Origin of the sequence: Sphingomonas sp. HT-1 (genome assembly GCF_048568905.1) — a bacterium.
Classification (GTDB): domain Bacteria; phylum Pseudomonadota; class Alphaproteobacteria; order Sphingomonadales; family Sphingomonadaceae; genus Sphingomonas.
Map to the genome: position 1 here is coordinate 56,338 of NZ_CP183770.1, position 14,457 is coordinate 70,794.

The following is a 14,457-nucleotide window of genomic DNA, read 5'->3' on the forward strand; positions in this document are numbered from 1 at the left end:
CGGCGCCTCAGAACTTCGACGTCGCGCGCACGCCATAGGTGCGCGGCGGCGAATAGACGGCGAGCGCGGCCGATCCGGCACCGTAGATCTGGGCGCTGGCCTGAAAGCGTTCGTCTTCGATGTTGCGGACGAAGGCGGCAATCGACCAGCGATCGTCGGCCGCACCGAACGCGATCTGGGCGTTGCTGACCCAGGTTGCCCCGACCAGCTGGTTGGGCAGATATTCGAAGCCGACCACACGGCTGGTGCGATATTGCGTATCGGCCGAGAACAGCAGCTTGTGGTCGCCCAGCGGCACCGTCTGCTGCCCACCCAGGTTCATCGTCCATTTCGGCGACTGATAAGCGCTGCGGCCGGAGCAGTTGATGTCGTACATCCCCGCCGTGGCGCTGGCGCGATATGGACAGCCGGTGTTCGGCGGCGTCGCGCCGATCGGCTCGCGATAGATGAAGTCATCATATTTCGCATCGAGATACTGGACGTTGACGCTGAGCAGCGTGTTCCGGGTGGCGAGGAACTGGGCTTCCACCTCGACGCCCTTGTTCGTGGACTTGCCGACATTCTCGGTGAACTGGCCCTGATTGCCGTTCCGATCGATGCCCGTGTGGTTCACCTGCTGGTTGCGATACTTCCAAAGGAATGCTTCGAGATTGAGCTGCAGCCGGTTGTCGAAGAACCGGTTCTTCATGCCGATCGTGTAGGCATCGATGAACTCGGGCTGGAACGTCTCGTAGCCTGCCGACAGCGCGAAGCCGCCGGAGCGATAGCCGGTCTCCAGATTGGCGTAGAGCAGCGAATGCGGACCGACATCGAATTCGGCGCCAAGATGATAGGTGAAGCGATCGTTGGACAGCGTGGTGTTCACCGGCGTGACCGCATGGATCAGCAGCGCGCCCGTGGTGCCGATCGGTCGCGCCTGATTGTCCGGCACGGTCGGGAAGACCGAGGACGGCAGATCCTGGTAGCGCCCTGTCGACGGCAAGAGCGGCGCGTTCGGGCAACTCGGCCGGCCCTGCACCACGACGGAGCAGCGGACGAGAAACACGTCGGCGCGGCCGCTAAAGTCCTTGTCATCCTTGGTGTAGCGTAGGCCGCCGATCAGCCGCAGCCGATCGTTGAAATTGGCGGTGATCCGGCCAAACCCGGCATAGGATTTGGTACCCGAGGTGAACTGCTGATAGGCGTTCAGCGCCTGCTGCGCGAACAGATAGGTCGCAGCGACGGTCTCGTCGAAATAATAGGCGCCGAGCATATAGTCGAAGATGCCGACACGGTTGCCGGCGAAGCGCACTTCCAGGCTCTTCTGCTCGTCGGTCTCTGCGACATTGCCGTAGAAGGCGGGTACGGCAAAGCGATTGTCCAGCTTTGAATAGCGCCAGGCGGGGATGACCGTGAGGGTGCCGGCGCCGGTGTTCAGGCTGATCTCGGCATTGGCGCCGTAATAGTTGTTGTCGAGATAGGGCTGCACGTCGAGCGGCGCCAGCGTGCGTCCGGCGAGCCCACTGAACAGCGTGCGGCGATAGGCCTGCGCCTCGGGCGAGAACAGGCCGCTATCCTCGCTGAGGCCCGACGGCACGAACTGGTTGCCGGTGCCGGGAACATAGGCGATCCGGCCGACATAGGTGGAACCCGGACCCTTGCCTCCGCTGTGCGAAAAATCGCCGCCGATCCGCACGGTCAGGTCCGGCGTCAGCTCGCTCAGGAACTGCACGCGGAGCGCCTGGGTCTTTTCGTCGCTGGTGCCGTCGGTCTGATAGCCGTCGCGTCGAACGATGCTGCCGGCGATGCGCATCGCGCCGTGCTCGCCCATCGCGACGTTCACCGCCCCCTGCACGTTTACCGCGTCGTAATTGCCGTAGCTGGCAGTGACGAAGCCGCTGTTTTCGCCAATACGCGGGCGGGTGGGCAGCACGTTGATCGCGCCCGCGGTGGCGTTGCGACCGTAGAGGGTGCCCTGTGGGCCCTTCAGCACCTCGACCCGTTCGAGATCGTAGAAGATGCCCGAGGTGGAGGTAGCGCGGCCGAGATAGACGCCGTCATAATTGAAGGCGACCGCCGGATCGCTATAGCCGTTGACGGTGAAGTTGCCGACGCCCCGAAGGAAGAAGACGGTATTCGCGCCGCCCTGTGGCTGAGCACTGAGCGAGGGCACGGCGGCGCCCAATTCGGTCGAACTGCTCAGCCCGCGGCTCACCAGCTGATCGCCGGTCACCACGGCGACAGGAATACCCGCGCGCTGCAGATTCTCTGCCTTGCGTTGCGCCGTCACGATGATTTCCTGCAGGCCCTGCTGATCGGTGCTGCCAGTATCCTGCGCCGCCGGTGCGGCTGCGCTGTCGTCTCCCGCCCCCGCGACGCTTTGCGCCTGCGCCTGCGCCTGCGCCGTCATGCTTGCGATCCCGAGGGCCAATATCGAACTGGTCCGCCTCCATCCCTTTCTCACAACCGCTCTCCTTGATTCGGATCTTTCGTTGTCCGATGCCGGCAAGATGGGCGGGTTTTGACATCAATCAAAATTCTTATATTTTATGAGGAAGCAATCACGAGGTTGATGCATGCGCCTGGATCGGTTCGATCTGAACCTGCTGGTTGCCTTCCACACGCTGATGGAGGAGCGCAGCGTGACCCGCGCCGCGGAGCGGCTGCACCTTACCCAGCCGGCGATGAGCGCGGCGCTGCGGCGGTTGCGCGAATCGTTCAACGATCCGTTGCTCGTCGCCAACGGCAAGCGGATGGTGCCGAGCCCGCATGCACAGGAACTCGCGCCACGGGTGGCGGAGATCGTCGCTAACGCGCAGGCGCTGATCTCCAGCTCGACCCTGTTCGACCCCGAGACGTCGCGCCGCAGCTTCCGCATCGCCGCGTCGGATTATGTCACGTCGATCGCGGTCCAACCGCTGCTGGCCGAAATGGCGGTACGCGCGCCGGGCATCCGCTGTTCGGTGGTGGCGCCGCATGCTGCAGTATCCGAGCAGATGGAGCGCGGCGAGGTCGACTGCATCATCTCGCCCGAACAGTTCCAGGCTCAGGGACATCCCGCCGAGCTGCTGTTCGAGGAGGAGCATGTCGTGCTCGGCTGGTCCGAAAATCCGCTGTTCCGCAAGCCGATCACCGAAGCTGAATATCAGGCGGCCGGCCACGTCGTGGTGGAGCTTTCGAATACCCCCGCTTTCGTCGAGCAGTTCGTGCGGGCGCGGGGGGATACGCGCAGGATCGAAGTGACCGTGACGTCGTTCACCCTGGTGCCGTGGCTGCTGCCGGGCACGCAGCGCATCGCGCTGGTGCATGCGCGGCTGGCGCGATTGTTCATGGACAAGCTGCCGCTTGCGATGGCGCCCCCGCCATTCCCGCTGCCCAAGATGCGCGAGATGATCCAGTTCAGCCGTGCCCGCGCCGCCGACCGCGGGCTGCTGTGGCTGCGGGAGGGGTTGCGACGGCATGCCGGAAGCTAGCGGAAGCGGGCCTGAAGCAGGCCGGCGGCCCCCGATAGATTGCCTTGCTTGCCGCAGAGGGGGAGCCACCCCTATTTAGGGGCCATGCATGTTCCCCAGAATAGCCTGGCGCTGATCGGCAACACCCCGCTCGTGCGCCTGAAGGGCCCCAGCGCCGAAACCGGCTGCGACATTTTCGCCAAATGCGAGTTCGCCAATCCCGGCGCTTCGGTGAAGGACCGGGCGGCGCTGTTCATCGTCGAGGACGCCGAAGCGCGCGGGCTGCTGGCGCCGGGTGGAACGATCGTGGAGGGCACCGCGGGCAACACCGGAATCGGGCTGGCGCTCGTCGCCAATGCCAAGGGTTATCGCACGATTATCGTGATGCCGGAGACGCAGTCGCGCGAGAAAATGGATACGCTGCGCGCGCTGGGTGCCGAACTGGTGCTGGTGCCGGCGGCGCCCTATTCGAACCCCGGTCATTTCGTGCACACCAGCCGAAGGATCGCGGAGGAAACGCCCAATGCGATCTGGGCGAACCAGTTCGACAATACCGCCAACCGCAAGGCACATATCCATGGCACGGCCGAGGAGATCTGGACGCAGATGGACGGCCGCATCGATGGCTTCACCTGCGCGGCGGGCACGGGCGGGACGATCGCCGGCGTTGGGCTGGGGCTGAAGGCCAAAGACGAGAAGGTAACCATCGCGCTCAGCGATCCGCACGGCGCCGCGCTTTACCATTATTATGCCTGTGGCGAACTGCGCGCCGAGGGGTCGTCGGTCGCCGAGGGGATCGGGCAAGGTCGGATCACCGGCAACCTGGAAGGCGCGCCGATCGACACGCAGTTCCGGATTTCCGACGCGGAGGGGATGCACTGGGTACGTCGGCTGCTGGCGGAAGAGGGGCTTTGCCTGGGCCTGTCTTCCGGCATCAACGTGGCGGGCGCGGTGCGCCTGGCGCAGGCGCTGGGGCCAGGCAAGCGGATCGCCACCATTCTGTGCGACACCGGCTTCCGTTATCTTTCGACCCTCTACAATCCGGAGTGGCTGGCGGCAAAGGGACTGGCGGTGCCTTCGGAGCTGACCCGAGACTGAGGCGCTGCTCGACAAGCGCGCGCTTGTGCGTTACTTTTATGCCACAGTCATGAAAATCGGACCCCAACAAGACCCTAGCCAGGCCATGCAGCGCGTGCGCGTTGGCATGACGGGTCTTGCTGCCGTGATCCTGCTGATCGCGGCGGTGAGTGCGATCTATTCCTCGGCCAATCGCGAGGCGCCGGTGAGCGCTGCCGGGGCATCGAACGCGGCGGTCGTCGCCAACCTGACCGGCAGCGACAATGTCGCCGCCGAGAAGGGGCGCGACGAGCCGCTGGCCGAGCTGGGCGTGGCGCCCGGCACCGACTCAACCGATCCCACTGCAGAGGATCTGGCGCGCGAACAGGCCCATCGCCAGGACAGCGCCGGCCGCTGATCGGGCGCGGGCGGGATTTCGCCCCATCGAAATCGCTGATCGGGGACGGCACGGGATTTCCCCCCAAATTGAGCCGCGTCCGTCTCCCGTTTTGCGCCCTGCGTGAGTCGCGGCGCCTGCGGCGCGGAAACTTCTGCACAAAATCAAGGATATGCGCCTTGGGCGGCTGACGGTGCGTGCGGCTAGTGCCGGCGGGAGAGGCGCGGGCGGACTTTTGCGCGCCCGGAGGGCCGACACAGTGCTTTCCTGGATCAAAAAATGAACGTATCGCGTACATAATGTGAAATGAGACGATTGGAGGCGTAGAGTGGGGGGAAATCCCTTTTCATCCCCGCTGTGCCCGTTGCCTCCCGCGATGTTCTATGATTAAAAGAGCGGGCTAAAAGGGGGGCACGACCCTTTTTTCTCCTGTCGAAATTCTCTGCCGAAGCTGCGGAAACATCCGTGGTTCCGGAGGCGGGGGAGTTGTGCCTGGCTTGGGATTGGCGTGGTGGACAGGGAGCTTTTCGAAGGATTTGCGCTCCAGGCGGTCGATCAGAAAGGTCGTGTCGCCGTGCCCGCCGACCTGCGCGCTGCAGTCGAGCGCAATTCCGAAGTTCGCCAGATCGTCATCGGCCTGCATGCGAAGGATTTGTGCCTTTCCGCGCATGACACCGGCTGGTCCAAGGAAAAGTACCAGCGCATCGACAGGCTCGAACAGCAGGCGATCGATCGAGGCGAGCAGCCCGATCCTGCGGCCAAGCGTCGGGCCTTCGGCCAGGTCGAACGCGTGCCGTTCGACGATAGCGGGCGCTTCGTGCTGCCGCCCTTCTTCCGTGCCAAGGCGAAGATCGAGAAGCTGGCCTTTTTCACGGGCAGCGGCGAGACGTTCGATATCTGGTCGCCCGAGGTGCTGGCGAACGATCCCAATGCCGATCCCGCGCTGAAGGAGATCTGCGCGTTCCTCGTTCAGGCGCGGGGCTCGAAATGAGCGCGGCGCCCCATATTCCCGTGCTGCTGGAGGAAGTGATCGACGGGCTCGCCATCGTGTCCGGCGAGCGCCATGTCGACGCAACCTTTGGTGCGGGCGGCTATACGCGTTCGATGCTTGGCAAGGGCGCAGCCGTGGCGGCGTTCGATCGCGATCCCACCGCGATCGCCGGCGGCGCTGCGCTGGTGACGGAGGCGGAGGGGCGGCTGGAGCTGATCCACGCCCCGTTCAGCCGGATGGAGCAGGAACTGGCCGCGCGCGAGCTGCTGCCGGTGGACGGCGTGACGATGGATATCGGCGTTTCGTCGATGCAGATCGACCAGGCCGATCGTGGCTTTTCATTCCAGCAGGACGGCCCGCTCGACATGCGGATGGCGGCGGACGGCATGTCCGCGGCGGACTGGTTGAACGCGGCCGACGAGGCGGAGATCGCCGACATTTTGTTCCATTACGGCGAGGAGCCGCGCGCCCGCCGCGTTGCCAAAGCGATCGTCGCGGCGCGGCCGCTGACCCGGACCAGCGAACTTGCCGCAGTGGTGCGCAAGGCGCTCGGCTATCGGCCGCACGACAAGAAGGATCCGGCGACGAGGACCTTTCAGGCCGTGCGGATCCACGTCAATCGCGAGCTGGACGAACTGGCCGAGGCGCTGGCCGCGGCGGAGCGCGTTCTGAAGCCCGGCGGGCGGCTGGCGGTGGTGACGTTCCACAGCCTGGAAGACCGGCTGGTCAAGCGCTTCCTGCGGGAGCGCAGCGGCAGCGAGCCTGCCGGTTCGCGCCACCGCCCGGCGATCGGCCCGCGGTCGCAACCAACCTTTGAACCGCCCGCGAAGGCCGTGCGCCCGAGCGAGCAGGAAGTGGAGCGTAATCCACGCGCCCGATCGGCCACGTTGCGCGTCGCGCGGCGGACCGGGGCGGCGCCGTGGTCGAGTGAAGGAGCAGCGTGATGGCAATGCATGGCTTTCGGGGGCTTGGCTGGTTGCTGTGTAGCGTTATCGTTGCGCCGACCTGCTATATGGTGACGTCGCACGGCGCGGCCGAGCGTGCGCGCCTGCGCGGCGTGGAGGCGGCGATCGTCGCCGCGCACAAGGAGATTCGCGGGCTGGAGACGGAGTTTGAAACGCGGGCGAACCTGGCGCAGATCGAACGCTGGAACGGCGACGTGCTGGCGATGAACGCGCCGGCGCCGCAGCAATATCTGGCGAGCGCGACCGGCCTTGCCGCCCTCGATCAGCCCAGCGTGCAGCCTGCGACGGTGCCGGCGGAAACGCCGCGCGTTGAAACGGCGGCGCTGATCATCCCGACCGGCATGCGCCCGATCCAGCCGGTCGCGGCGAAAGCCGTGCCGGCGTCCGCACCGGCAGCGGCATCCGGCCAGCCGAACGGAGTGGTACGCGTCGCCCGGCAGGAAGCTGCGCGCCCCGATGGCGAACTCAACCGCCTGATGCAAAAGGTTGATCGTTCTAAGCTGGCGATGGCGGATCGCCCGCTGCTCAGCGCTTCGACGATGAACGATCTGCGGCGAGTTGCCCAGCGCGAGCAATTGGCGTTGCATTGATCGTCGTCGTGGCTCCTCCGGCGCGCGCGCGCACCCCAGGCGGCGAGCGACCGGCGCTCGTCGCGGTGGCGCAACTGCGCCTGATGATCCTGTCGATCCTGTTCTGCGCAGGCATTCTGGCGATCGTCGGCAAGCTGAGCCTGCTGGCGATCTCGTCCGAACCCGCAACGGCGCGCGACCTGGCGAGCGCGCTGGTGCCGGCGCGTGCCGACATCGTCGATCGCAACGGCACGCCGCTGGCGCGCAGCATCGAAGCCTGGATGATCGCGATCCACCCCAACCGGGTGATCAGCGACAAGGTGGTGCTGGCGCAGAAGCTGGCCGAGTTGATGCCCGAGCGTTCGGCGAGCGACTATCTGGCGGTGCTCAACACCGGCAGCAGCTTCGCCTTTCTGAAGCGGCGCGCGCTGCCGGAACTGGTGAACGCGCTCAATGCGCTAGGCGAGCCGGCGATCGAGTTCACGCCGGAAAAGGATCGGTTGTACCCGCAGTCCGAAATGGCCGCGCATGTGCTCGGGTACCTCGACGACGAGGGGCATGGCGTCACCGGCATGGAAAAGGTGCTGGACGCGCGGCTGCGCGATCCGGCGCAGCGTGGGCAGCCGGTGATGCTGTCGCTCGACGCACGGGTGCAGGCCGCGCTGGAAAGCGAATTGGGCCGCGCGATGACGGACCTGCAGGCGCGCGGCGCGGCTGGCGTGGTGCTGGACGTGCATACCGGCGAAGTGGTGGCCATGACGTCGCTGCCCAGCTTCAATCCCAACGCGCTGGGTGGGCCGCCGCCGCGCAACAACGTGACGCAGAGCGTGTACGAGCTCGGCTCGACCTTCAAGCCGATCGCGGTCGCGGCTGCGATCGATTCGGGTACGATCACCTCGATGGCGCGGCGCTTCGATGCGACGGCGCCGATGAAGGTCGGCCGCTTCACCATTCATGACGATCCGGGCGACGAGCAATTCCGCTGGCTCAACATCCCGGAGACGCTGATCTATTCTTCGAACATCGCCACCGCGCGCATTGCCGACGAACTGGGCGCGGAGAAGATGCAGGACATGTTTCGCCGCCTGGGCTTCGACCAGCGGCCGAGCATCGAGATCGGCGCAACCCGGCCGCTCTGGCCGGCGAACTGGGGACGGATCACCGTGATGACGACCGCTTATGGCCATGGCATCGCGGTGACGCCGCTGCACCTCGCCACCGCCTATGCGACGCTGGTGAACGGCGGTATCTGGCGCCCGGCGACGCTGATGAAGGTGGATGCCGCGCATCCGCCCGAGAGCCGGCGGGTGCTGCAGGAAGCTACCAGCGCACGGATGCGTCAGCTGCTGCGGCTGATCGTGTTAAAGGGCACGGGCCGCAAGGGCGAGGCGCCGGGCTATCGCGTCGCCGGCAAGACCGGGACGGCGGAGGCCGCCAGCGAGGGTGGCTATGACAAGCATCGCAACGTCTCCACCTTCGCGGCGGCTTTCCCGATCGACGCGCCGCGCTATGTGGTGGTGGCGATGCTGGACTCGCCCAAAGCTAATGCCACCACGCCGCGAACGACGGCCGCCTGGACGGTGGCGCCGGTCGTCTCGCGCCTGATTGCGCGGACCGGCGGGATTCTGGGCATCGCCCCCGATGGCGGCCGCGATATCGACGAGAGCGACTTGCTGCCGCTGGTAGAAAAGTCCCCCGAGCCGGGAGCGGGAACCGAATGAAACTGGGTATGCTGACAGGCGGCGACGAACCCGCAATCGTAACGGGTTTCGCCATCGATCATCGCAAGGTGGCGCCAGGCACGATCTTCGGCGCGTTCGAAGGCGCGCGGGTGAACGGCGAAGACTTTATCCCCGCAGCAGTGCAGGCGGGGGCAATCGCCGTCGTCGCGCGGCCCGAGGCGGTGGTGGAGGGGGCGATCCACATCGCGGACGCCAATCCGCGGGCCCGCTTCGCCAGTCTGGCGGCGCCGTTCTTCGCGCCCTTCCCCACAACGGCGGCGGCGGTGACCGGCACCAACGGCAAGACCTCCACGGTCGAGATGACGCGCCAGTTGTGGCGCATGGCGGGCTTCCACGCCGCTTCGATCGGCACGCTTGGGGTCACGACGGCCGACGAGCGCGTATCGACCGGGCTGACCACGCCGGACATCGTTACCTTTCTGTCGAATGTTGCGGGGCTTGCACGTGAGGGCGTGACGCACGTCGCATTCGAGGCATCGTCGCACGGCCTTTCGCAATATCGTATCGAAGGCCTGCCGGTGCGCGCGGCGGCGTTCACCAACCTCAGCCGCGATCACCTGGACTATCACGGCGACATGGCGACCTATTTTACCGCCAAGATGCGCCTGTTCGCCGAGGTGCTGGCGCCCGATGGAACCGCCGTGGTGTGGGCCGACGATCCGCACGCGCCGCAGGTGGAAGACCTGGCTCGGATGCGCGGCAATCGCCTGATTACCGTCGGCGAGCACGGCAAGACGCTGCGGCTGCTCTCGCGGGCGCCGTCGCTGCTCGGGCAGACGCTGGAGGTCGAGGCGGAGGGCCGGACGCATAGCGTGCGCCTGCCGCTGATCGGCGCCTATCAGGCGGCCAACGCATTGACCGCGGCCGGGCTGGTGATCGCCACCGGCGGCGACGTGACAGAGACGCTGGCCAATTGCGCGCGGCTGCAGCCGGTGCGTGGTAGGCTGGAGCGAGCGGCGATCACCGCCGTGGGCGCGCCGGTATATGTCGATTACGCGCATACGCCCGATGCGCTAGAAGCGGCGATGGAGGCCCTGAAGCCGCATACCGACGGCCGGCTGATCCTGGTGTTCGGCGCGGGCGGCGATCGCGATCCCGGGAAGCGCGAGCTGATGGGGCAGGTAGCCGCGGCAGGTGCTGATGTGGCGATCGTGACCGACGACAATCCGCGCACCGAGAACCCGGACGAGATCCGCCGTGCGATCCTGAAGGGCGCGCCGGATGCCGCCGAGATCGGCGACCGGCGCGAAGCGATTGCGGCGGCGATCCGGATGGCGGAAGCAAACGATATCGTATTGGTCACCGGCAAGGGACATGAACAGGGGCAGATCGTGGGCGAGCTGGTGCTGCCGTTCGACGATGTCGCGGTTGCGCGGGAGTGCGCGGCGTGAAGAAGCTTCCGGCCAAGTTCCGCTCCCGCTTGCCGGGGCTAGGGGAGGGATGACCGTGGCGTGTGTCCTGCACTCTCAATTCGAGCCCCTCCTCCGACCCCTGCTGCAAGCGGGAGGGGAGCGATGAACCGTGCGCTCTGGACCTCCGAGGAAATCGCCGCCGCCACGCAGGGCTCTGCGTCGGCGGACTTTACGGTTTCCGGCGTCGCGTTCGACTCCCGTGAGGTTGGCCCGGGCGACCTGTTCCTCGCGCTCAAGGGCGAGAGCACCGACGGGCATCGCTTCCTTAACCAGGCTTTTGCGCAGGGAGCGGCCGGTGCGGTGGTCTGCGACCCGACCGATCACCCCAGCGTTCGCGTCGCCGATACGACCCATGCGCTGAACGCACTCGGCGCGGCGTCGCGCGCGCGGTCGACTGCCAAGATCATCGGGGTGACCGGATCGGTCGGCAAGACGGGTACCAAGGAAGCGCTGTTCGCCGCGCTGGACCGGATCGATCCCGGCTGCGCGCACCGATCGGTGAAAAGCTACAACAACCATACCGGCGTGCCGCTCAGCCTGGCGCGGATGCCGCGCGATGCCCGCTACGGTGTGTTCGAAATGGGCATGAACCATGCCGGCGAACTCGCACAGCTCACTCGGCTGGTGCGGCCGCATGTCGCGATCGTCACCGCGATCGCGCCCGCGCATCTCGGCTTTTTCGATAGCGTCGAGGGCATTGCCGATGCCAAGGGCGAAATCTTCCAGGGGCTGGAACGGGGCGGCACTGCGATCGTGCCGTTCGATAGCCCGCACCGCCATCGGCTGCGCGCTGCGGCGGAGCCCTATGCCACGCGCATCGTCACGTTCGGGCTTGGCGAAGGCGCGGACGTGCGCGCCGTGGAGACGATGCGGACGCGCGGCGGCGGCACCTTCGTGATGGCGCGGCTCGGCGATCGGGAGCTCAGCTTCACCCTGTCGCAGCCGGGCGACCATTGGGTTTCCAATGCCATGGCGATCCTGGCGGCGGTGGACGCCGTGGGCGGCGATCTCGAAGTCGCCGGGCTGGCGATGGCCGAGCTGGGCGGATTGGCCGGACGCGGTGCGCGGCTGGCGGTGCCCATGGGCGAGGGCAGCGCGCTGGTCATCGACGAAAGCTACAACGCCAATCCCGGCTCGATGCGCGCCACGCTCGCCGTTCTGGCGCAGGAGCCCGGGCGCAAGCTGGCGGTGCTCGGCGAAATGCGTGAACTGGGCGTCTATTCCGATGCGCTGCACGCTGAACTGGCCGATCCGATCGTGGCGGCTGGGGTGAGCCGTGCCATTTTGGTGGGCGAAGCGATGGCGCCGCTGGCCGCTGCGCTTGAGGGCCGCATCGATTTCGTTCATGTGGCCGATGCTGCGGCTGCGAAGGTGCAGCTCGAATCCACGCTCCGCGCGGGCGATGCGGTTCTCATCAAAGGGTCGAACGGCGTGCGGCTCGCGAGCCTGGTCGCGGCGCTGGCGGAAAGGCAATCATGCTCTATCTGATCGCGGAGCAGCTGGGCTTCCCCGGCGTGCTCAATCTCTTCCGCTATCTCTCGTTCCGCACCGGCGGGGCGGTGGCGACTGCGCTGCTGATCGGCCTGCTGATCGGCCCGAAGTTCATCGGCTGGCTGCGGCTGCGCCAGGGCAAAGGCCAGCCGATCCGCACCGACGGGCCGCAGAGCCACCTCGCCAAGCGCGGCACGCCGACGATGGGCGGGCTGATGATCCTGACCAGCCTGACACTCGCGCTGCTGATCTGGATGGACCTGCGCAACGCCTATGTCTGGGCGTGCATGTTCGTGACGCTCGGCTTCGGCATGATCGGCTTCCTCGACGATTACGACAAGGTTCGGAAGCAGAAGACCGCGGGCGTCTCCGGCAAGGTGCGGCTGATCGGCGAGTTCCTTATCGCCGGCGTCGCCAGCGCGATCATCATTTTCGCCGAGGGTAATACGCAGCTCTACGTGCCCTTCCTCAGCTGGGTGCACCCGGATCTCGGCTATTTCTACATCGCCTTCGCGGCGTTCACGATCGTTGCGTTCGGCAATGCGGTGAACCTCACCGACGGTCTCGACGGCCTCGCGACGATGCCGGTGGTGATCGCTGCGATGGCGTTCATGCTGATCGCTTATCTCGCGGGCAACAAGATCTACGCGACCTACCTCGGTATTCCGCACGTGCCGGGCGCGGGTGATCTCGCCATCTTCTGTGGCGCGATGATCGGGGCGGGGCTTGCGTTTCTTTGGTTCAATGCGCCCCCGGCCGCCGTGTTCATGGGCGATACCGGCAGCCTGGCGCTGGGCGGGGCGATCGGCACGATTGCCGTCACGACGCACCATGAGCTGGTGCTCGGCATCATCGGTGGCCTGTTCGTGATGGAGGCGCTGAGCGTCATCATCCAGGTGTTCTTCTTCAAGCGCACCGGCAAGCGCGTGTTCCGCATGGCGCCGATCCACCACCATTTCGAGCAGCTCGGCTGGTCGGAGCCGACGGTGGTGATCCGCTTCTGGATCATTGCCTTCGTACTCGCGCTGGCCGGCCTCGCGACGCTCAAGCTGCGGTGATCGCCAGCCCCGCCTGGCGCGGCAAACGCTTCGCGGTGCTCGGGCTTGCGCGCTCGGGCGCGGCGACCGTGCGCGCGCTGGTGGCCAGCGGGGCGGGGGTGCTGGCGTGGGATTCGAATGCAGCGGCGCGGGAGGCTCTCGCCGACGCAGTTCAAGAGATGTCCATCGAATTGGACGCTGTCTCGCTTGAATTCGCCGATCCGCTGGACGCTGATCTCACCGGCTATGCGGGCATGGTCGTCTCCCCGGGCGTGCCGCTCAACCGGCATCCGATCGCGGCCCACGCCCGCGCCGCCGGCGTTCCGCTGATCGGTGACATCGAGCTGTTCGCGCAGGCACGCGCGGACCTGCCGGCGCACCGCGTGGTCGGCATCACCGGCACCAACGGCAAGTCGACCACCACGGCGCTGATCCACCACATCATCGAGGCCTCCGGTATTCCGACGCGGCTGGGCGGCAATATCGGCCTGCCGATCCTGGGGCAGGAGGCGCTGCCGCAGGGTGGCGTCTACGTACTCGAACTGTCGAGCTACCAGATCGACCTGACCCACAGCCTCGACTGTGACGTCGCGGTGCTGCTCAACATCACACCCGACCATCTCGACCGCTATGATGGCTTCGAGGGCTATGCCGCGTCCAAGGGCCGGCTGTTCGGCATGCAGAGCAAGGGCCACGCCGCAATCATCGGCATCGGCGATGCGGCCTCGGCGGCCATTGCCCGGCAGGTGGCGCTCTCCGGTCGCAGCGAGGATGTGACGAAGATCGCCCCCGGCGTGTGCATGGACCAGTCGCGCTGGCCGGCGCTGCAGGGCCCGCACAACGCCCAGAACGCGCTCGCCGCCATCGCCGCCTGCGAGGCGCTCGGCATCGACCGCGCCGCGATCGACAAGGGACTGGAGAGCTTCCCCGGCCTGCCGCACCGCATGGAGCGGATCGTGACCCGGGGCGGCGTGCTGTTCGTCAACGATAGCAAGGCGACCAACCCGGAATCGACCGCGCCCGCGCTCGCGGCATACCCGCGCATCCACTGGATCCTGGGCGGTGTCGCCAAGACCGACAGCCTGGAGGCGTGCCGCCCCGGCTTCGGCCATGTCGTGCATGCCTATACCATCGGCGAGGCCGGGCCCCTGTTCGCCCGGCTGCTTGAAGGCGAGATGCCCGTCGAGCAGTCCGGCACGCTGGAAGCCGCCGTTCGCGCCGCCGCCGCCAAGGCCCAGCCGGGCGAGGCGGTGCTGCTGTCGCCGGCCTGCGCCTCGTTCGATCAGTTCCGCGACTTCGAGGCGCGGGGGGATGCCTTCCGTGCCGCGGTGGAGGCGCTCGGGTGAGCCGCCGGGCCGAGGGCGCG

12 protein-coding genes are annotated in these 14,457 nt (G+C 66.8%); 11 read left to right on the forward strand and 1 reads right to left on the reverse strand.

All coding sequences use genetic code 11. From position 1 onward, the window contains the following. Window positions 1-7 precede the first annotated feature (7 nt). The gene (locus ACNFJ7_RS00295) at window positions 8-2,389 is read right to left on the reverse strand and encodes a TonB-dependent receptor (RefSeq protein WP_019368678.1); all 2,382 of its coding nucleotides are present in this window, start codon (window positions 2,387-2,389) and stop codon (window positions 8-10) included. A 166-nt stretch (window positions 2,390-2,555) separates the two neighbouring features. Here ACNFJ7_RS00295 and ACNFJ7_RS00300 point away from each other — a divergent pair, with 166 nt between their 5' ends. The 11 genes from ACNFJ7_RS00300 (at window position 2,556) to murD (ending at window position 14,437) form a co-directional block, all read left to right on the forward strand. Next, window positions 2,556-3,452, forward strand: coding sequence for a LysR family transcriptional regulator (locus ACNFJ7_RS00300; RefSeq protein WP_019368680.1), 897 nt, complete (start codon window positions 2,556-2,558; stop codon window positions 3,450-3,452). A gap of 84 nt (window positions 3,453-3,536) precedes the next feature. After that, window positions 3,537-4,529 carry a cysteine synthase A gene (locus tag ACNFJ7_RS00305; protein ID WP_019368681.1) on the forward strand — a complete coding sequence of 331 codons (993 nt, stop codon included), beginning with the start codon at window positions 3,537-3,539 and terminating at the stop codon, window positions 4,527-4,529. Window positions 4,530-4,635: 106 nt separating this feature from the next. Further along, window positions 4,636-4,905: a hypothetical protein gene (locus ACNFJ7_RS00310; RefSeq protein ID WP_236704538.1), complete on the forward strand. Its 270-nt coding sequence runs from the start codon at window positions 4,636-4,638 to the stop codon at window positions 4,903-4,905. A gap of 490 nt (window positions 4,906-5,395) precedes the next feature. After that, window positions 5,396-5,875 carry a division/cell wall cluster transcriptional repressor MraZ gene (locus tag ACNFJ7_RS00315; RefSeq protein WP_236704537.1) on the forward strand — a complete coding sequence of 160 codons (480 nt, stop codon included), beginning with the start codon at window positions 5,396-5,398 and terminating at the stop codon, window positions 5,873-5,875. Continuing rightward, window positions 5,872-6,819: a 16S rRNA (cytosine(1402)-N(4))-methyltransferase RsmH gene (gene rsmH / locus ACNFJ7_RS00320; protein WP_019368684.1), complete on the forward strand. Its 948-nt coding sequence runs from the start codon at window positions 5,872-5,874 to the stop codon at window positions 6,817-6,819. Before ACNFJ7_RS00315 ends, rsmH begins: the two co-directional genes overlap by 4 nt. Continuing rightward, on the forward strand, window positions 6,819-7,430 hold the full coding sequence (locus ACNFJ7_RS00325; protein WP_037513100.1) for a hypothetical protein: 612 nt from the start codon (window positions 6,819-6,821) through the stop codon (window positions 7,428-7,430). Before rsmH ends, ACNFJ7_RS00325 begins: the two co-directional genes overlap by 1 nt. Further along, on the forward strand, window positions 7,427-9,130 hold the full coding sequence (locus ACNFJ7_RS00330; RefSeq protein WP_019368686.1) for a peptidoglycan D,D-transpeptidase FtsI family protein: 1,704 nt from the start codon (window positions 7,427-7,429) through the stop codon (window positions 9,128-9,130). The genes ACNFJ7_RS00325 and ACNFJ7_RS00330 overlap by 4 nt, the downstream gene beginning before the upstream one ends. Next, window positions 9,127-10,542, forward strand: a complete 1,416-nt coding sequence (locus ACNFJ7_RS00335; protein ID WP_026008994.1) for a UDP-N-acetylmuramoyl-L-alanyl-D-glutamate--2,6-diaminopimelate ligase — start codon at window positions 9,127-9,129, stop codon at window positions 10,540-10,542. The genes ACNFJ7_RS00330 and ACNFJ7_RS00335 overlap by 4 nt, the downstream gene beginning before the upstream one ends. Before the next feature lie 123 nt (window positions 10,543-10,665). Continuing rightward, window positions 10,666-12,051, forward strand: a complete 1,386-nt coding sequence (locus tag ACNFJ7_RS00340; RefSeq protein WP_019368688.1) for a UDP-N-acetylmuramoyl-tripeptide--D-alanyl-D-alanine ligase — start codon at window positions 10,666-10,668, stop codon at window positions 12,049-12,051. Beyond that, window positions 12,039-13,112 carry a phospho-N-acetylmuramoyl-pentapeptide-transferase gene (mraY, locus tag ACNFJ7_RS00345; RefSeq protein WP_019368689.1) on the forward strand — a complete coding sequence of 358 codons (1,074 nt, stop codon included), beginning with the start codon at window positions 12,039-12,041 and terminating at the stop codon, window positions 13,110-13,112. The genes ACNFJ7_RS00340 and mraY overlap by 13 nt, the downstream gene beginning before the upstream one ends. Then, window positions 13,109-14,437 carry a UDP-N-acetylmuramoyl-L-alanine--D-glutamate ligase gene (gene murD, locus ACNFJ7_RS00350; protein ID WP_019368690.1) on the forward strand — a complete coding sequence of 443 codons (1,329 nt, stop codon included), beginning with the start codon at window positions 13,109-13,111 and terminating at the stop codon, window positions 14,435-14,437. The genes mraY and murD overlap by 4 nt, the downstream gene beginning before the upstream one ends. Window positions 14,438-14,457 lie beyond the last annotated feature (20 nt).